This window comes from Pseudomonas sp. BW7P1, assembly GCF_024981055.1.
Lineage (GTDB): Bacteria > Pseudomonadota > Gammaproteobacteria > Pseudomonadales > Pseudomonadaceae > Aquipseudomonas > Aquipseudomonas bananamidigenes.
Genome location: NZ_CP103374.1, coordinates 3,347,232 through 3,364,704 on the forward strand (window position 1 = coordinate 3,347,232; position 17,473 = coordinate 3,364,704).

Consider the following 17,473-nt stretch of genomic DNA (forward strand, 5'->3'; position numbering starts at 1 on the left):
GTGGGCGCTTTCTGACAAACAATAAGAGGCAAACCATGTCCGACATCCTCTGGCAGCCCGATGCCAAACGCATTGCCCGGTCCCGCATGGACAGCTTTCGGCGCTTCATCATTCAGCGTCACCACGTACACCTCGATGACTACCCGGCCCTGCATCAATGGTCCATCGACCGGCGTGAAGCGTTCTGGCAGGCGATCGTGGATTTCTTTGATATCTACTTTCATACGCAGCCGGATGCGGTGTTGCGCGAAGGCTTGAAGATGCCTGGTGCCGAGTGGTTTCCCGGCGCTACGTTGAACTTCGCCGAACACCTGCTGAGCCGACGAGACGATGCCATCGCCGTAATCGCCATCGGGGAAAACGGCCAGCGTGAATTGTTGACCTGGGCCGACCTGGCCCGGCAAGTCGCCGGGTTCCAGGCCAGCCTGCAGGCGGCCGGCGTCGTACTCGGCGATCGAGTGGCAGCCTGCATGCCCAACACCTGGCAAACCCTGGTGGCAATGCTGGCGACCACCAGCCTCGGCGCGATCTGGTCCTGCTCTTCGCCTGACTTCGGCACCCATGGCGTGATCGACCGCTTCGGCCAGATCGAACCGAAAGTACTCATCACCTGCGCCGGCTACCGATACGCCGGCAAGGAGATCGACCAGACCGTCAAGATCAATGAAATCCTCGGACAGCTGCCAACCTTGCAGCAGTTGATCATCGTGCCTTATGCGCGACCTCACGCCCATGCCACGGATTACCGGACATCTGCCAACGTCACGCTGTGGGACGACTTCTATGAACCGGGCGACGAGCCGCAATTCGTCCCGGTGCCGTTCGACCATCCGCTGTACGTGCTGTATTCCAGCGGCACCACCGGCGTGCCGAAGTGCATCGTTCACAGCACCGGCGGCGTGTTGCTGCAACACGTCAAGGAGCACGGGTTGCATGTCGATCTGGGCCCTGGTGATCGACTGTTCTACTACACCACCTGCGGCTGGATGATGTGGAACTGGCTGGTCTCGGCGCTGGCCGTCGGCAGCGCGGTGGTGCTGTATGACGGTTCACCGTTTTATCCGGACAACCAGCGTCTGCTGGAGCTGCTCGATGACGAGCAGGTCAGCGTGTTCGGCACCAGCCCGAAATTCCTCGCGACCCTGGAAAGCAGCGGCATCAAACCTCGTGAAAGTCATGATTTGAGCCACCTGAAGACCTTGCTCTGCACCGGTTCTGCGTTGTCGCCGCAAAGTTACGACTTCGTCTATCGCGACTTCAAACCGGATGTCTGCCTGTCCTCGATGTCCGGCGGCACGGACATCGTGTCCTGTTTCGTCAACGGCAACCCGATGTCGGCGGTACGCCGAGGTGAAATCATGGGCAAGAGCCTGGCCATGGCGGTGGAAGTGTGGAATGACGCCGGGCACCCCGTGATTGGCGAAAAGGGCGAACTGGTGTGTACCCGAGCCTTTCCGGCCATGCCCATCGGCCTCTGGAACGATCCCGATGGCGAGAAACTGCGAAAATCCTATTTCAGCCAGTTTCCGGGCGTCTGGGCCCAGGGTGACTACGCTGAAGAACTGCCCCACGGCGGCATGCTGATCCACGGCCGTTCCGACGCCGTGCTCAATCCCGGCGGCGTGCGCATCGGTACGGCGGAGATCTACCGTCAGGTGGAAAAAGTCCCGCAGGTGCTGGACTGTGTCGCCATCGGCCAACGTTGGCAGGATGACGTGCGGGTGGTGCTGTTCGTGCGCCTCAAGGAAGGCGTAACGCTGGATGACGTTCTGCAGCAGCAGATCCGCCAGGTCATCCGGGCCAACACCACGCCGCGCCATGTGCCCGCCAGGATTGTCGCCGTCACGGACATTCCGCGCACCATCAGCGGCAAGGTCGTGGAACTGGCGGTGCGCAATGTGGTGCATGGCGAGCCAGTCAAGAACACCGATGCCCTGGCCAATCCCGAAGCGCTGGAACAATTTCGGGACCGGCCGGAACTGGCGAACTGAACGGGCTTATACGGTCTTGTTCAAGGTGATCAACACCGGACCGTTGATCGCTTTGTCGCCCTGATTCGCGACAGCGGCCAATGTGGCCGCATTGCTGTCATGGCTGGTTTTGTCGGTCAGCAGTTGGCTCAGCAGCGAAGTGGCGACGGCCAGGGAATCGGCGTTTTCGAAGGCCTTCGAGGCTTCGTGAAACCGGCTCGACGCTTGCTCCGGCATGACCGCTTGCCGGCCGATGGCCAGATTCAGCAGCGGCGCCACGTCAAGCACCTGAGCGGTGGCGCCGTCACCCGCCTTGTCGATGGCATAGCAGACGTCGTCTGTGCGCGCGGCGCCATGGAGCATCTCATGGATCAAGTCATCCGCTACGACGTCGTGGTTGTAACCATGCCGGATGAAGTGCCGGTTGAGGCCTCGGGTGTGGATTTCGATAAAGGCAAGATTGCTTCGCTGTTCTGCGCCCGACACGATCCACCGCTGATAGATCTCTCGATTGAAGGCCGCAATGTGGCCGGTGTCCTTGTAGGCATCGAGGATGAAATTGCTCAGCGAAAAGCCATCGAAATCGGTCCTGATCAGCTTCAGGTACTTCAATACCCGATCACGTGCGTCCTGCGAATCGTCCCCCAGAAACACCTTGATGATGAAATTCCGTTCCCGAGTGAAGTCCTGTCCGCTCAAGGCATCGATCGCGCTTTGCACCTTCGTTTTCACCCGGGACAGACTGTGCTGCAGCACATGCCGGCTATAACTGAGCGGTAGCGTCTTATCAAATCGAGCCGCGATGAACGGTGCATCGACGCTGAAATTGTTCAGCTTCGGCCCCCAGGTCCTGCCTGTGCGGTCGAGGGCATACCAGTGAAAATCCTCTCGTGCCGCCAGTACGGTCAGCGTATCGGCGCTTCCCGGATGTGGACGCCAGGTGCCCTGGACAACGTTCGAGGGATTGCCGAGACGTCGTGCGGGTACGCCCTTCAGATGCCCCAGCTGCGCCTTCGCCACTGCAAGGACTTGCTGAGCTTCGCGGCTCAGACGCAGTCCGCCTCTGTAAACCAGTTTTCCCGTCCCTCGCACTATCGACGGAATGTCGTCCAGCGGATTGAAAATGGAAACGCCCGTGCCGACGATCAGTCTGGCCAGACCAGCAAGCGCCGAGGATGTGCGGCTCGCCCTTGTCACGATGGACACCACTTTGGCACCCGCGCCGGCGAACGTTCCCACAAGTGCGATGGCATCCATCGCGCAACCATAGATACCGTCCACCACCGGGTTGTGTTCACCGGAGGTCAGATCCTGGACGCACTTTTTGAACGGTACGGCCAGGTCAACGATATAGGTGGCCACCCGCTCGCCCTTCTCCCGCTCCAGTTCAAGTGCCGTAGGCCGGATCGCAGCCGCTTCAAGCTGATCGAAAGTCATCAACGGGTGATGGGACACAATCAACTGGGCAATACGAGCCAGTTGCGGCGCCCCGTAATTGCGATATTCGCTTCGCAGTGGGCTGGATTCCGACAAGGGTCGAGCCAGCGTTGCCAGCTTGTCGATGATCGCCAGGCTGCTGCTGACCTTGAAGTCATTCGCGACCCCTTCGACGTAGCATTGGAGATTGATCGGCAGGCGTTCTTCAGGCGTGAAAGGCACATGCGCCTTCCTGTCACCACTGAAGTCCACTCGCGCCGCCGAATCGAGTTTGCCGGAATTGACGATCAGTTTTCCGAGTTCATCGTTGCGATGGATCTCGCCGCGCAGCGTGAACACTTCATGGCAACTGATCCGCCCTCGGTATGAGACACACATTACGATACCGAAACGCCCCGTTGCCGCATCCTTGCCCTCTTGACTCTCCACCGGTTCCTCGCGGACCAGAGGTCCTCCGACCGGCGTGGTGCGAGTAATGAGGGCCGGCTTTCGCAGGGTGAAAAACGTGATCTCACCGTTCAGGATCCCTTGCAGCTCAAAGGAAGAAAGCCTGGCCAGCGACCACTTGAGCGTGGTCGCGAGCGCCCTGTTCATTTCGCCAAGATAAACATGCAGTTGACGGTGAAATTCAACCTTGTTTGCCGGCATCTTCAGCATTTCTGGATAACGGCTGTAAATGCTCATGACGGCAGGATCATGAAGAACCGGTCGGCGGTGTCCACTGATTCCGGACAGAAGATCCGGAGCAGTACTGTCGGGAAAAACCGCGCGAAAATCCCACTCCTGCTTCAGCAGATCGCCGGACATGTGCAAATCGACCATCGACATCACGGCAGGTGAAGCGTAAAGGCCCGGGCGCTGCACCAATAACGGCGACTCGAGGAAATCACAGTCCGGTGCAGCCTGCCGCAGCGCGCCAAGGGCGATGCTTCTGCGATCAGGCAACGGCATGGCATACGCACGACTGACCTGCGCGAAGTCCTCCACAAACCGCTGGTAAGCCTGCAGGGCTTTCTGTGTGCTCGCCTGCTCGGCATTGCGCAACTCATCAGGGTCCACGATGCCGTTCATCAATGCCCAGTCCACGATCGGATCGATCAGGGCTACGGTATGCAAATCCGCCAATGCCTGACTGACAGGCTCCAACTGCGCAAAACTCATGATTTGTGCATAGGTCATCACACGCGCCGCGCCTTGAACAACGGCTTCGACCAGCACGACGGCGCGGCAGAAGTTCACCCATTCCAGCGAACCGACCAGCACATTGCCTGGCACCTGCCTGACCAGAAATTCGGGGGCGACTTCTGCCAATACCAGATGAATCGCCAGGGGTGCTGTGTCGTGGGATGCCCAGCGATTGCTGACCATATGCGCACGCAAACCTTCGAGCGCGATGGCAGGCGGCCTGCCCAGGTACTCCCTGGCGTATACCTCGTAACTTCCGACAGATTTTCGGCCTTGAACTTTCCCGATCAAAGGATTGATATCCAGCAATATCGCAGTAAGGAGTGCCTGCTCAAGTTGCTGTGGCGCCATGACTTGACCGGGTTCCGCTCCGAACCAGGCTTGCAGCTCTACATACTTTTCTGCGTAACTTCGGGAAATCGAATGACTGAGCAGCTTTTTGATAACGGCAGCCGCATTGTCATGTAGTGCAATATCTGAACGCGTCTTGCGAAAAAGACTTTCGAGTAATCGTTCGTCGTCCCCTGTCAGTTCACGTGTGACATCTTTAATGGATTGCCGCTGATCCGATGACAAAACAAACAATGCAGGATCATCGTTGACGATCTGCCCCCAGTAATTCCCGAGCTCGTCCACCGTTGGAAATTCAAATTCGAAAAAGGCCAACAGATTTTTGACCTGATCAACGGTTTTCGGTACATCGAAACCATGAAAACGCAGCCATTGATCTATGACAATCGCATCATCCAGCCAAACGTAGCCGCCTGAAGTTCTGGCAATGTCGACAATGACCGGCAGCACTTCCTGTCCCTGGGTAAAGTGCCTGAAATATCCACGCTGCACGAAATCCAGCCAACCGATATCACTCCAGACTTCAAGCTTGCCGTCCGCACCGACACAAATGAGCGCGTCCTGTTCAATATCGTTCCGGGTCAACGCACTTCTCATGGCCACCGTGTCCATCAGCTTCGACAGCAGTTTCTGTCCAGGTCTGTGGACCTTGTAAAGCGATGAGCCTTGCTGCAACTCGATCTGATAGTCCCACCATGCGATCGGTGTCTCGGCCGATGGCGCCTGAAGCCACCGTTTGAGTTCAATCATGACCAGCTCACGCTCTTTCAGATCAAACTCGTGCTGCCGATCATTCTGATCAACGGCATACTTATTAAACTTCCCTGCCCATACAACGCTCATAAAACACCTTAATTAAATCAGCCTGCCAATTCAGGACACGCGCAACCTAAACGGCCGAACGTCGACAATCCAGCAGGTCTGTATTAATTAAAGTTTCCAGGCAAGGACTTTGATGAGAAAACTCAGATCAGCCCCCAATCCTCCGAATCTCCTCCGGCTTTATCATCCTGTTGAAGTTTAAGTTTCAGGCGCAACTTGAGATTGTTTATTGAGTCAGCGTTTTTCAGCGCTTCTTCTTCACTTAAAACACCTTCGACCACCAACTTGAAAAGTGCCTCGTCAAAGGTCTGCATCCCGAGTTCAGCCGACTTTTCCATGATGTTCTTGAGGTCAGCCAACTCGTTGCGTCGAATGAGATCGGCGACGGTCGCAGAGCCCAGCATCACTTCCACCGCCGCCCGGCGCTGGCCATCCAGGGTTCGCACCAGGCGTTGGGATACAAACGCTTTCAAGTGATTGCCCAGAGCATGAAGTAATTGCGGACGCCGCTCCTCGGAAAAGAAATTGATGATCCGGTCCAGCGCCTGATTGGCGTTGTTGGCGTGCAACGTCGACAACACCAGATGCCCGGTTTCGGCAAACGAAAGCGCATGCTCCATGGTTTCTCGGTCGCGGATCTCACCGATCAAGACCACATCCGGTGCCTGGCGCAGGGTGTTTTTCAGCGCGGCATGAAAACTGCGGGTGTCGACACCGACTTCACGCTGATTGATGATCGACTTCTTGTGGCGATGGATATACTCGATCGGGTCTTCGATCGTGACGATGTGTCCGCTGCCATGACGATTGCGATGATCGATCAGCGCCGCCAGGGATGTGGACTTGCCCGAGTCGGTGGCACCGACGAACAGGATCAGCCCCTGCTTGAGCATGACCGTTTCAAGTAATACCGAGGGGAGTTTGAGGTCTTCGAAGCGCGGGATCTCCAGTTTGACGTTACGGATCACGATCGAAACATCGTTGCGCTGCTTGAAAATGTTCACCCGGAACCGGCCGATCCCGGTACGGGAAATCGCCAGGTTCATTTCCAGGTCCCGGTCGAATTCCCGTTGCTGCTCGACGTCCATCAAGGAAGCGGCGACTATGGCTACCTCGCCGGGTTTGAGCGGTTGTTCGCTCAATGGCGTCAGTACACCTTCGAACCGTGCACTGGGCGGCGCGCCCGTGGACAGGAACAGATCCGAGCCGTGCCGGCTCGACAGTTGTTTGAGCAGTGCGTCGATTTCCATGGCCAGTAACACCTGCGAAGCTTTCAAGGAACACAAGACCGTGCGTCGTGACGCGACGGGCCTTACGGCGTCTACCGCACTAGGATAGTAGACGCCGCTTCACCGACCGACGCTCAGGATTGATGTGATGAACGCTGTACCGAACACCCACGACGCCCAGGCATTGATGACCCGCACCGACTGGAGTCGCAGCCCGCTCGGACACGCCGACACCTGGCCGCAGAGCCTGCGCACCGCGGTGGACATCGTGCTTCATTCGCCGATGCCGATGCTGTTGTTGTGGGGCCCGCAACTCACCCAGATCTACAACGACGGCTTCGCGCTACTGGCCGGCAGCAAGCATCCTCACGCTTTCGGACAACCGGCACACCAGATATGGCCGGAACTTCGGGATTTTACCGACCCGATTTACAGCGCCGTCCTGCAGGGCCAGGTCAGAACCTACAGCGAGCGACGCTTCACCCTGCAACGGGACGGCAAGGATTCCGACTTCTGGCTGGACCTGACCTACAGTCCGATACGCGACGAAAGCGCTCAGGTGGCGGGGATTCTGGTCACCGCCATCGAAACCAATGAGCGCCGGCGCATTGCCCTGGAGCTCAAACAACGTTCGGAAGACAGTCTCAAGGCGCAGAAAGAAACCGAAGAGCGCTTGCAACTGGCGCTGGCTGCCACCGATGCGGTCGGCACCTGGGATTGGGACATCGGCGAAGACCGCTTCATCGCCGACGCGCATTTCGCCCAATTGCACGGTGTCGACCCGGCAATGGCCCGCCAGTTGCCGATCAGTGAATACCTGCACGGCGTTCACCCCGAAGACCGCACGCTGATTGCCCGCAGCATCAAGCATTGCATCACCCACGGCACCGAATACGCCGAGGAATACCGCTTGTTGCAAGCCAATGGCGAAGTGCGTTGGGTTTTCGCCCGGGGCCGCTGCTACAAGGATCATCATGGGCGACCGATGCGTTTCCTCGGCGCGGCGCTGGACCTGACCGAGCGCAAACACACCGAACAGGCCTTGCGCCAGAGCCAGACCGAATTGCAACTGATCATTAACGCGATGCCGATCCTGATCAGTTACGTCGACCGCGAAGAACGCTTTCGCCTGAACAACGCCGCCTACCTGGACTGGTTCGGGCTCACGCCTCAAGAGCTGTGCGGTCGCACGATTCGCGAGGTGATCGGCGAAGAGGCCTATTTCCTGCGGGCACCGTACATTGCAGAGGCCCTGGCCGGCCGGCCCTGCTCGTTCAGCCTGTACACGCCCCATCGCGATGGCAGCCAGCGCCATGCCCTGATGAACTACCTGCCGCGCCATGGTCCGGACGGCGCCGTGAACGGTTTCTACATTTTCGTGATCGACGAAACCGAGCGCAAAAAGACCGAAGAAGCCTTGCGCAACCTCAATGAAACCCTTGAGGAGCGCGTCAGTGCGCGCACCGAGCAACTGGCCCGGGCCAACCAGCGTCTGCAGAACGAGATGTTCGAACGCGAGCGCGCCGAAGATGCCCTGCGCCACGCGCAGAAAATGGAAGCGGTCGGCCAGCTCACAGGGGGCATCGCGCACGACTTCAACAACATGTTGACCGGAATCATCGGCAGTCTCGACCTGATGCAGCGCTACATTGCCAGTGGTCGCACCGATGAAATCGGTCGATTCACCGACGCTGCGGTCTCCTCCGCCAACCGTGCTGCGGCATTGACCCACCGCCTGCTGGCGTTCTCCCGGCGCCAGTCGCTGGATCGCAAGACGATCGATGTCAACGAATTGATTCATTCGCTGGAGGATCTGATCCGCCGCACCAAGGGCGACCCCATAGCGCTCAAGTTGCGCCTCGCCGACGGTCTCTGGCCTGTCAGTACCGATGTCAGCCAGCTGGAAAACGCATTGTTGAATCTGGTGATCAACGCCCGGGATGCGATGCCCCACGGTGGCGAACTGCTGATCGAAACCGCGAATATCTATCTCGACGGTAACGACATCACCACGCTGGAACCGGTCAAGGCCGGTGATTACCTGATGCTCGCCGTCAGCGACAACGGCACCGGCATGACGCCGTCGGTGCGCTCCAAGGCATTCGATCCGTTCTTCACCACCAAGCCGATCGGTCAGGGGACCGGGCTCGGTTTGTCGATGATTTACGGTTTTGCCCAGCAATCCGGAGGGCACGTAAGCCTGGACAGCCTGCCAGGTCAGGGCACCTGCGTGCGCCTGTATTTACCTCGCCTTCATTCAATCGTGGCGGAACAGGCCGAGACGGCACCGGAAACGGAGGCAGCCGTCGTCGCTACCGGTGAAGCGGTGGTCGTGGTCGAAGACGATCCTGCCGTGCGTATGCTGGTGCTGGATTTGCTCAAGGAGCTGGGTTACTGCGCTCACGAGGCCGAAGATGCCGCAAGCGCCCTGCCCCTGCTGGAATCCAATCTGCGGGTTGACCTGCTGGTGACCGATGTTGGCCTGCCAGGCATGAACGGGCGGCAATTGGCGGAGATTGCGCGCCAGCATCGTCCAGGACTCAAAGTGTTGTTCATGACCGGTTATGCGCAGAACGCCGCCGAACGCCAGGGTTTTCTTGAAGACGGCATGGACATGGTGGCCAAGCCCTTCTCCATCGAACAGCTGGCCGCCAAGATCCGCACGATGCTCAGCCAAACCCCGTGACTTGAGGCATAATCCGCGCCCCGCCGTCACCCCGCTACAGGTATTGCACGATGAAAGCCCAAGCCCGCCACATCCTGGTCAAGACTGCCGATGAGGCTGAAAAACTCAAACAGCGCATCGCCAACGGTGAAGCGTTCGATGTGCTGGCCAAGAAATTCTCGACCTGCCCGTCCGGCAAGCGCGGTGGCGATCTGGGTGAGGTACGTCCCGGGCAAATGGTCGGTGCGATCGACGCAGTGATCTTCAAGAAACCGCTGCGCACGGTGCACGGGCCGATCAAGAGCAAGTTCGGCTATCACCTGGTGCAGGTGTTTTTTCGCGATTGAGTTTTTGCTTTCAGGGCCTCTTCGCGAGCAAGTCGAACCGATTGCGCAGCAATCGGCCATCCACTACTTATCTCGGAATCAGCGCCCCTGGCACTTGAATGACCCGACTGGCCAAGCAGTGCCCCGCCTCCGCCGCCTGCGCAGGGTTTGCGCCCGACAAGCGACTGGCCAGATACGCCGCGCTGAACGAATCTCCCGCTGCCGTCGTATCCACCACCTTCTCGACCTTCTGCGCCGGCACTTCGAACGCCTCCCCGTCGCAACGGATCAGACAGGCTTCGGCGCCGCGCTTGAGAACCACCTCCGGCGTGCCGATCTGCGCATAAGCCTCGAACACCGCATCGCAATCGGCAAATTGAAACAGCGCCTGCTCATCGTCCACCGTCAGCAACGCCAGATCGACATAAGGCAGCACGCTGCGATACGCCGCCCGCGCCTCTTCCACCGAGGCCCACAGCCGTGGCCGGTAATTGTTGTCGAAGACGACTCGCGCATCGCGCTGGCGGGCCTCAATCAAGGTCTCGATCAGCTTTTCCCGACCCGACGCACCGAGTACCGCCAGCGTGATACCGCTGAAATACAACACATCGTAGTCCGGCAGCGCCGCCAGGATCGGCGCGGCCGCCGGAGTCGTGAAACAGTCGCGAACGGCCGCCTCGTTGCGCCAGTACAGAAAACGCCGCTCCCCGGCGGCATCGGTCTGGATGCAATACAGCCCCGGCAGGCGACCGGGCAAGCGCTGAACGAGATCCAGACCGATGTTTTCGTCGGCCCAACTGCGGCACATGGCGTCGCTGAAGCTGTCATCGCCCAGCGCGGTGACGTAATCCACCTGCGCCTTGTCGCCCATGGCGCGAGACAGGTAGACCGCCGTGTTCAACGTGTCTCCGCCGAAACGCTGTTGCAGACTGCCGTCGGCACGTTGCTGAAGTTCGATCATGCACTCGCCGATCAGGGCGATGCGCGGGGTGTTCGGACCCAAAGGACTGAGCGCGTTCATCAGAAGCAGGTTTCCATGGTTTCGATCACCGACAACTGCTCGTCCACCAGCAGCCCCACGCGCCATTTATCGAAGGTCAGGCACGGGTGCGAGGTGCCGAAGGAAATGATGTCGCCGACGCGCAATTGAACCCCGGGTGCCACGGTCATGAACGCATGCTGGTCCATCACCGCAGTTACCTTGCAGGCACCTGCATCATCGCCCACCGCAGGCACCACCCCTGCCTTGTAACGCCGCAAAGGCACCGGCATCCCGGCATCGAAGGCCACGTCACGCTTGCCCAGGGCAATCACCGCGAATCCCGGCTCCGGCATCGACTGCACGTGGGCCCAGACTTCCAGTGCCGGACGCAGGCCTTCGTGCAGATCGCTGCGACGGTCGAGCACGCAGCACTGCGCCTCTTTGTAGATGCCATGGTCATGGGCCACGTAACTGCCCGGACGCAGCACGCTGAGGAAGCGCCCGCCCGCGTTCTGCGCTTCGAACGATTCGGCGATCAGGTCGTACCACGCCGAACCCGACGCCGTGATGATCGGCCTGGCGATGGCGAACGCGCCGCTGTCTTGCAACTGCACCGCCAGGCGCACCAGCGAGGCCGCGAATTCACGGATGCCGCTGACGGCATGATCGCCATGGATCACGCCTTCGTAACCTTCGATACCGGTCAAGGCCAGCGACGGTTGCGCGCCGATGGCCTTGGCCAGTTCGATGACTTCCTGCTCGGTACGGCAACCACAACGGCCGCCGACGACGCCGTACTCGATCATCACGTTCAGGCGCACGCCGCGCGACGCGAAGTAAGCGCCCAGATCGGCGACATTGTCCGGATGGTCGACCATGCAATAGAAGTCGAAGCCCGGATCGGCCGCCAGCAGATCGGCAATCAACGCCATGTTCGGTGTACCGACCAGTTGATTGGCCATCAACACCCGGCGCACGCCGTGGGCATAGGCGGCGCGGGTCTGAGTGGCGCTGGCCAGGGTGATGCCCCAGGCACCGGCGTCGAGCTGACGACGAAACAGCGCCGGGGTCATGCTGGTCTTGCCATGAGGCGCCAGCTCGGCGCCGCTGTCGCTGACGAATGTCTGCATCCAGCGGATATTGTGCTCCAGCGCCTCGCGATGCAGCACCAGCGCCGGCAGGCTGATGTCACGCACCAGTTGCGCACCTAGGACAGCGTCGCCCTTTTCCACGGCAGCAGTGTTGTTGGCAGTCGTCATGGTCGAACTCCTCACAGTCGCGCCCGAAGGCAAGCGCGGTTATTCGTGAATACGCCGGGCGAGGCTGTTGGCGCTCTCGATCAACACCCGGCGATAGTCGTTGTAATTGTTCCTGGCATCGGCACGCGGCGCGACAATGCACAGGGTGCAGATGGCTACGCCATCCGGGTCTTTGACCGGGGCGGCGAAGCAATGGGTGAAGGTGTCGGCGACACTGTCGAACGAAAAGAAACCGTCGATGCCGGCCTGACGGATTTCCTTGAGAAAGGTCTCCATCGGCAGGCGCTCGCCATCCGGCAAAATGAAATCTTCAGGGTCGATCAGGTCGCTGATCTGCTGGTCACTCAAGTGCGCCAGCAGCAAGCGGCCGGACGCCGTCCACGGGATCGGTGCGTTTTCGCCGATATCGGAAGAGATGCGGAAATGCCGCTCACCCTCCTTCATCAGCGCCACCGTGTATTTGCGCCCGTTGAGCAGGCACATCTGCGCGGTTTCCCGGGTCTGGCTGACAATCTCCTGCAGCGCATGATCGGCCTCGCGGCTGAGGTCGAAATGACGCAGATGCGCCTGACCGAGAAAGTACAGCTGACGCCCGAGATAGACATGGCCGTCCTTGCCCACCGGTTCCAGAATCCGCCGTTCGAGCAACGAGGCCACCAGCTCGTAGACCGTGGATTTCGGGCTGCCGATGCCGTTGGCAATGTCGTTCGGACGCAGCGGCTGGCCGATCTCCTTGAGGAAATCGAGGATATCGAACGCCCGGTCCAGACCGCGTGCCCGGCGCTTGATGGTGTCTTCGGTCATGTCTTCAGTTCCCAATGAAAGTGCCGGGAGTTTAACGAGAGTGCAGCGTCGACCGTTAGATCGCTTTCGCGAGCAGGCTCGCTCCCACATTTGGAATGCGATCCCCTGTGGGAGCGAGCCTGCTCGCGAAAAAATCAATACAAGTTTCAGGCCTTCTTCTTGTATGCAATGCAATCGATCTCGACCTTGCAGTCGACCATCATGCTCGCCTGCACACAGGCCCGGGCCGGCGCATGTTCGGGCTTGAAGTACTCGCCGAAGACCTTGTTGAAACTGGTGAAATCCCGCGGATCGTCCAGCCACACCCCGGCACGGACCACGTCTTCCAGGCCATAACCGGCCTCTTCGAGGATCGCGATCAGGTTCTTCATGGTCTGATGCGTCTGCTCGACGATGCCCCCGACAATGATCTCGCCATCCACCGCCGGCACCTGCCCGGAAACGTGCAGCCAGCCGTCGGCCTCGACTGCGCGCGCGAAGGGTCGTGGCTGGCCGCCGGCGGCGGTGCTGCCGGTGCCGTAGCGCGTAATGCTCATGGGTGTTTCTCCTGATTGAAAAAGTGAAAGTCAGAACCGCGTGCTTTTGAGAAACTCCGCCAGCCGCGGTGATTGCGGACGCTCGAACAGTTCCCTGGGAGGCCCCTGCTCTTCAATGCGCCCCTGATTCATGAAAACGATCTTGTCCGAGACCTCGAACGCAAAACGCATTTCGTGGGTCACCAGCAACATGGTCATGCCGTCTTCGGCCAGGCCCTTGATCACGTTCAGCACTTCGCCCACCAGTTCCGGGTCGAGGGCCGAGGTGACTTCGTCGAACAGCATAAGGCTCGGGTTCATCGCAATCGCCCGGGCAATCGCCACACGCTGTTGCTGACCACCGGACAGCTGGCCGGGAAAGTGATTGCGCCGTTCCAGCAGGCCGACCCGCTCCAGCCATTTCTCAGCCAGCACCACGGCTTCGTCCTTGTGCATCTTTTTGACTTTGAGCAAGCCGAGGGTGACGTTCTGCAACGCGGTGAGGTGCGGAAACAGATTGAACTGCTGGAACGCCATGCCGGTCATCGCACGATGGCGGGCGATGACCTTTTCCGGATGGCGCACGCGTTTGCCGTTGAATTCGTCATAGCCGATGGATTCGCCGTCGAGCAGGATCTGCCCACCCTGAAATTCCTCCAGCATGTTCACGCAGCGCAGCAGCGTGGTCTTGCCCGAGCCACTGGAGCCGATCAGCGTCACTACGTTGCCGCGCTGCATGCTCAGGTCGACCCCCTTGAGCACTTCGACCGCGCCGTACTGTTTGTGCAGACCACGGATATCCAGCAGGGGCTGACCGTTCTGGACGTTGGAAACTTGAGCTTGAGTCATGGCAGGGCCACCCGCTTTTCAATGTGCCGGCCGAGTAATTCGATGCCGTAGTTGATGACGAAGAACAGAAAACCGGCGAACAGATAGAACTCCAGAGTCATGAACGTCCGGGCAATGATCTGCTGGGTGCTGAGCAGCAGCTCGGCCACACCGATCACCGACAGCAAGGTCGAGGCCTTGACGATTTCCGTGGACGAGTTGACCCAGGTCGGCAGGATCTGTCGCAAGGCCTGAGGCAACAGCACGTAACCGAGGGACTGATAGAACGTCAGGCCGATGGCTTTGCTGGCTTCCATTTGCCCGCGAGGCAACGCCTGCAATGCACCTCGCACGATTTCGGCGACGTGGGAGCCGCAGAACAGCGTCAGCCCCAGGGCTCCGGCCTGAAACGCGCTGATCTGCCATCCCAGTGCCGGCGCCATGTAGAAACAGGCAAGCACCAGGACGAACACCGGAGTGCCGCGAATCAGGTCGACATAAAAACGGAACGGCGCACGCTTCCAGAATTTGCCGTAGGTCAGTACCAGACCGGCAAACACACCGATGACCGTGCCGAACAGAATCGCCAGCGCCGACACCTGCACGCTGGTCAGAAAGCCTTGCCACAAGGCTTCGCGGGCAATCCACAACTCATGCAACCAACTGGGAGATTCGTACATCGCAGCCTCCTATCGGCGGATTGCCAGACGCTGCTCCAGGTAACGCAGCAGCATGGCAATGAGGTAACAGGCCGCGACATACAGCGCCGTGGTCACCAGCCAGGTTTCAATGACCCGGTAGCTCTCGACGTTGATCTTGCGCGCGTAATAGGTCAGCTCCGGTACCGCGATCGCGGCGGCCAGCGAGGTGTCCTTGAACAGCGAAATGAAGTTGTTCGACAGCGCCGGCAGCACATTGCGCAACATCACCGGCACGGTGACGTAGGCTTTCACCTGCCATTCGCCCAGGCCGATGGCCAGGCCTGCTTCGCGCTGACCCTTGGGGATGCTCAACAAACCGCCGCGGAACACTTCGGTCAGGTACGCCCCGGCATACAGCGACAGGGTGATGATGAACGACGGGATCTTGTCCAGCCGGATCCCCAGGCTCGGCAACGCAAAGTAAATCAACAGAATCAACACCAGAATCGGCGTATTGCGGATCACCGTCACATACACCGAGGCCAGCACCCGCAAGGCGCGATGCTTCGACAGCAAGGCAAACGCCATCAGCAGGCCGATCACGCAGCCGATGGCGATCGACACCAGCGCCAGCTCAAGGCCCAGACCCAGCCCCGCCAGCAAGGTGTCGAAATCGCGCCACACGGCGGCAAAGTTCAACTGATAGTTCATGGTTGGCAGTACCTTGAGCGGGGCGCGTCAGAGCGCCCCGCTCTCACGGGGATCATTTGAATTCGACAGGGAAACCGATGGCTGGCGATGGCAGATCGACGCCGAACCATTGCTTGAACGATGCCGCGTAAGTCGGGAATTCGACGCCGGTCATGGCTTCATGCAGGGTGGTGTTGACGAAGTTCAGCCAGTCCTGATCGCCACGCTTGACGGCGCAGGCGTAGGTCTGCGGGCTCCAGGCGTACGTCGGGCTGCGATAGCGACCCGGGTTCTGCACCATCAAGTATTTGACCGAAGACTGGTCGGTGGCGGCGGCATCGGCACGACCGGAGTTCACGGCCTGGTACATCAGATCAACGCTGTCGTATTGATCGACCTTGGCCTTGGGCAACGCCTGATGCACCAGTTCCTCGGCGTACACGTTTTGCAGCACCGCCACAGTCACGCTGTCGCCGGCAGCCTGCAGATCTTCGATTTCCTTGTATTTGCTGCTGTTCGGCAGCAGCAGGCCGACGCCCTCGCGGTAGTACGGCAGTGTGAACGCCACTTGCTGCGCGCGGCTGGCAGTGACGGTGATGAACTGGCAGCTCATGTCGACCTTGTCGGTCAACAGGTTCGGAATTCGCGCATCGGAGGACTGCACCACGAACTCGACCTTGTTCGGGTCATTGAACAGACCTTTGGCGACCATCCGGGCGATATCGATATCAAAACCCTGCAACTTGCCGTCCGCGCCCTGGAAGTGCCATGGCGCGTTGGTGCTGCCAGTGCCCACGATCAGTTTTCCACGGGCCAGGACGCTGTCGAGCTTGCTGTCGGCCGCCTGGGCCACGCCCATGACAGCGGACGAAGCCGCGAGAACAAAAACACACGCTTTGAACAAGGAAGGTCGGCGATGCATGGCAAGCACTCCAGGAAGTTGTTTATTCCGCTATACCGGAACGTGGTTTGTTACTACGGAATAGACAGCAGAAAGTGTGCCACAGGATTCCCGGGGAATCTGCAATGGATTGAATTTTGTTTTGAATCAAAGAGATGGCGATAACCCAGAAAACGGTGTAACCAAACGCGACTCCACATTTCGCTACTTTGCGTCACACCTGGCGGGTATCCGGGCCACATCCTGGTGCGCGATGCACGATTGGGCACGGCTGCACCTGTCAACTCTGACAGTTGCAGCAACGGCCGCAGCTCCCCTAACGTCGTGCTGTCCAACACATTGGATAAGGAAGCTCCAATGACGAAGCCGACTCGATATTCAGCGTTGCCCCCGACATACCGGAAGGTCTTGAAAGCCAGGCACCTTGTCGTCCTGTACTTCTTCAACGAGCACTGCGGCGCCTGCGTTTTCGCAAGTCCAGTGTTCCTCGATATCGCCAAACCTTTCCGCCCCTGGATGGATATCTTCATGCTCGATACCGCACAGTCGTGCCGACATCCGGACGTTACGGGGACACCGACAGTGTTGTTCTATAAGGAAGGCGTTCTGATCAAAAAACTGAAAGGCATCGGTACGGAAGAATCCCTGCTGCAAGACTTCACCCAACACCTGGGCAAACCCAGAACCTGCGCCGCTGTGCGCAAACCGGCCCATGACCTGAAGTGGCTGCGCCACACCCTCAGCACCCTCTGCACCATCCCCCGCGCAAAACGATGGAACTTTTCCTGAAAGTGCCACCTAAGAGCCATCAGGTAATGGCACTTTCGTTCCAATTGATCTGTACCAACTAGCCTCGAGGCCGGATTGG

At 59.4% G+C, this 17,473-nt stretch carries 14 protein-coding genes; 4 read left to right on the top strand and 10 right to left on the bottom strand.

From position 1 onward, the window contains the following. The first annotated feature begins 35 nt into the window (after positions 1–35). Positions 36–1,991 (top strand): acetoacetate--CoA ligase, encoded by a 1,956-nt coding sequence (locus tag NWV16_RS14945; protein ID WP_260519671.1) that lies wholly within the window; start codon positions 36–38, stop codon positions 1,989–1,991. Between the two features lie 6 nt (positions 1,992–1,997). Here NWV16_RS14945 and NWV16_RS14950 read toward each other — a convergent pair whose 3' ends face one another. Both NWV16_RS14950 and NWV16_RS14955 read right to left on the bottom strand, forming a co-directional pair. Continuing rightward, a complete protein-coding gene (locus tag NWV16_RS14950) occupies positions 1,998–5,786 on the bottom strand; it encodes a hypothetical protein (RefSeq protein WP_260519672.1) in 3,789 nt (1,262 codons plus the stop codon). Between the two features lie 122 nt (positions 5,787–5,908). After that, positions 5,909–7,015, bottom strand: a complete 1,107-nt coding sequence (locus NWV16_RS14955) for a PilT/PilU family type 4a pilus ATPase (protein ID WP_260519673.1) — start codon at positions 7,013–7,015, stop codon at positions 5,909–5,911. A gap of 127 nt (positions 7,016–7,142) precedes the next feature. Between NWV16_RS14955 and NWV16_RS14960 the strand changes: the two genes are divergently transcribed. Then, a complete protein-coding gene (locus NWV16_RS14960; protein WP_260519674.1) occupies positions 7,143–9,680 on the top strand; it encodes a PAS domain-containing sensor histidine kinase in 2,538 nt (845 codons plus the stop codon). 50 nt (positions 9,681–9,730) lie between these two features. Next, positions 9,731–10,006 (top strand): peptidylprolyl isomerase, encoded by a 276-nt coding sequence (locus NWV16_RS14965; protein ID WP_065260528.1) that lies wholly within the window; start codon positions 9,731–9,733, stop codon positions 10,004–10,006. A gap of 67 nt (positions 10,007–10,073) precedes the next feature. On the opposite strand, the gene NWV16_RS14970 is transcribed toward NWV16_RS14965, so the two are convergent. From NWV16_RS14970 to NWV16_RS15005, 8 genes are all read right to left on the bottom strand, one after another. Beyond that, entirely contained in the window at positions 10,074–11,006 is a 933-nt protein-coding gene (locus NWV16_RS14970; protein WP_260519675.1) for a sugar kinase, read from the bottom strand. Continuing rightward, positions 11,006–12,226 carry an amino acid deaminase gene (locus tag NWV16_RS14975; protein ID WP_260519676.1) on the bottom strand — a complete coding sequence of 407 codons (1,221 nt, stop codon included), beginning with the start codon at positions 12,224–12,226 and terminating at the stop codon, positions 11,006–11,008. The genes NWV16_RS14970 and NWV16_RS14975 overlap by 1 nt, the downstream gene beginning before the upstream one ends. A gap of 39 nt (positions 12,227–12,265) precedes the next feature. Continuing rightward, a complete protein-coding gene (locus NWV16_RS14980) occupies positions 12,266–13,030 on the bottom strand; it encodes an IclR family transcriptional regulator (RefSeq protein ID WP_260519677.1) in 765 nt (254 codons plus the stop codon). A 146-nt stretch (positions 13,031–13,176) separates the two neighbouring features. After that, on the bottom strand, positions 13,177–13,566 hold the full coding sequence (locus tag NWV16_RS14985; protein ID WP_039768794.1) for a RidA family protein: 390 nt from the start codon (positions 13,564–13,566) through the stop codon (positions 13,177–13,179). A 30-nt stretch (positions 13,567–13,596) separates the two neighbouring features. Further along, on the bottom strand, positions 13,597–14,394 hold the full coding sequence (locus NWV16_RS14990) for an amino acid ABC transporter ATP-binding protein (protein ID WP_260519678.1): 798 nt from the start codon (positions 14,392–14,394) through the stop codon (positions 13,597–13,599). Beyond that, positions 14,391–15,053, bottom strand: a complete 663-nt coding sequence (locus tag NWV16_RS14995; protein ID WP_260519679.1) for an amino acid ABC transporter permease — start codon at positions 15,051–15,053, stop codon at positions 14,391–14,393. Before NWV16_RS14995 ends, NWV16_RS14990 begins: the two co-directional genes overlap by 4 nt. Positions 15,054–15,062: 9 nt before the next feature. Beyond that, complete coding sequence (locus tag NWV16_RS15000) at positions 15,063–15,725, bottom strand: amino acid ABC transporter permease (RefSeq protein WP_059405928.1); 663 nt, start codon at positions 15,723–15,725, stop codon at positions 15,063–15,065. A 52-nt stretch (positions 15,726–15,777) separates the two neighbouring features. Further along, positions 15,778–16,626: a transporter substrate-binding domain-containing protein gene (locus tag NWV16_RS15005; protein ID WP_260519680.1), complete on the bottom strand. Its 849-nt coding sequence runs from the start codon at positions 16,624–16,626 to the stop codon at positions 15,778–15,780. Between the two features lie 336 nt (positions 16,627–16,962). Here NWV16_RS15005 and NWV16_RS15010 point away from each other — a divergent pair, with 336 nt between their 5' ends. Next, the gene (locus NWV16_RS15010) at positions 16,963–17,394 is read left to right on the top strand and encodes a thioredoxin family protein (RefSeq protein WP_260519681.1); all 432 of its coding nucleotides are present in this window, start codon (positions 16,963–16,965) and stop codon (positions 17,392–17,394) included. Positions 17,395–17,473: the final 79 nt, after the last annotated feature.

Excerpts from the sequence above, each read along its gene's own strand:
- NWV16_RS14945 (WP_260519671.1), top strand. The coding sequence starts at position 36 with ATGTCCGACATCCTCTGGCAGCCCGATGCCAAACGCATTGCCCGGTCC.
- NWV16_RS14950 (WP_260519672.1), bottom strand. The coding sequence starts at position 5,786 with ATGAGCGTTGTATGGGCAGGGAAGTTTAATAAGTATGCCGTTGATCAG.
- NWV16_RS14955 (WP_260519673.1), bottom strand. The coding sequence starts at position 7,015 with ATGGAAATCGACGCACTGCTCAAACAACTGTCGAGCCGGCACGGCTCG.
- NWV16_RS14960 (WP_260519674.1), top strand. The coding sequence starts at position 7,143 with ATGAACGCTGTACCGAACACCCACGACGCCCAGGCATTGATGACCCGC.
- NWV16_RS14965 (WP_065260528.1), top strand. The coding sequence starts at position 9,731 with ATGAAAGCCCAAGCCCGCCACATCCTGGTCAAGACTGCCGATGAGGCT.
- NWV16_RS14970 (WP_260519675.1), bottom strand. The coding sequence starts at position 11,006 with ATGAACGCGCTCAGTCCTTTGGGTCCGAACACCCCGCGCATCGCCCTG.
- NWV16_RS14975 (WP_260519676.1), bottom strand. The coding sequence starts at position 12,226 with ATGACGACTGCCAACAACACTGCTGCCGTGGAAAAGGGCGACGCTGTC.
- NWV16_RS14980 (WP_260519677.1), bottom strand. The coding sequence starts at position 13,030 with ATGACCGAAGACACCATCAAGCGCCGGGCACGCGGTCTGGACCGGGCG.
- NWV16_RS14985 (WP_039768794.1), bottom strand. The coding sequence starts at position 13,566 with ATGAGCATTACGCGCTACGGCACCGGCAGCACCGCCGCCGGCGGCCAG.
- NWV16_RS14990 (WP_260519678.1), bottom strand. The coding sequence starts at position 14,394 with ATGACTCAAGCTCAAGTTTCCAACGTCCAGAACGGTCAGCCCCTGCTG.
- NWV16_RS14995 (WP_260519679.1), bottom strand. The coding sequence starts at position 15,053 with ATGTACGAATCTCCCAGTTGGTTGCATGAGTTGTGGATTGCCCGCGAA.
- NWV16_RS15000 (WP_059405928.1), bottom strand. The coding sequence starts at position 15,725 with ATGAACTATCAGTTGAACTTTGCCGCCGTGTGGCGCGATTTCGACACC.
- NWV16_RS15005 (WP_260519680.1), bottom strand. The coding sequence starts at position 16,626 with ATGCATCGCCGACCTTCCTTGTTCAAAGCGTGTGTTTTTGTTCTCGCG.
- NWV16_RS15010 (WP_260519681.1), top strand. The coding sequence starts at position 16,963 with ATGACGAAGCCGACTCGATATTCAGCGTTGCCCCCGACATACCGGAAG.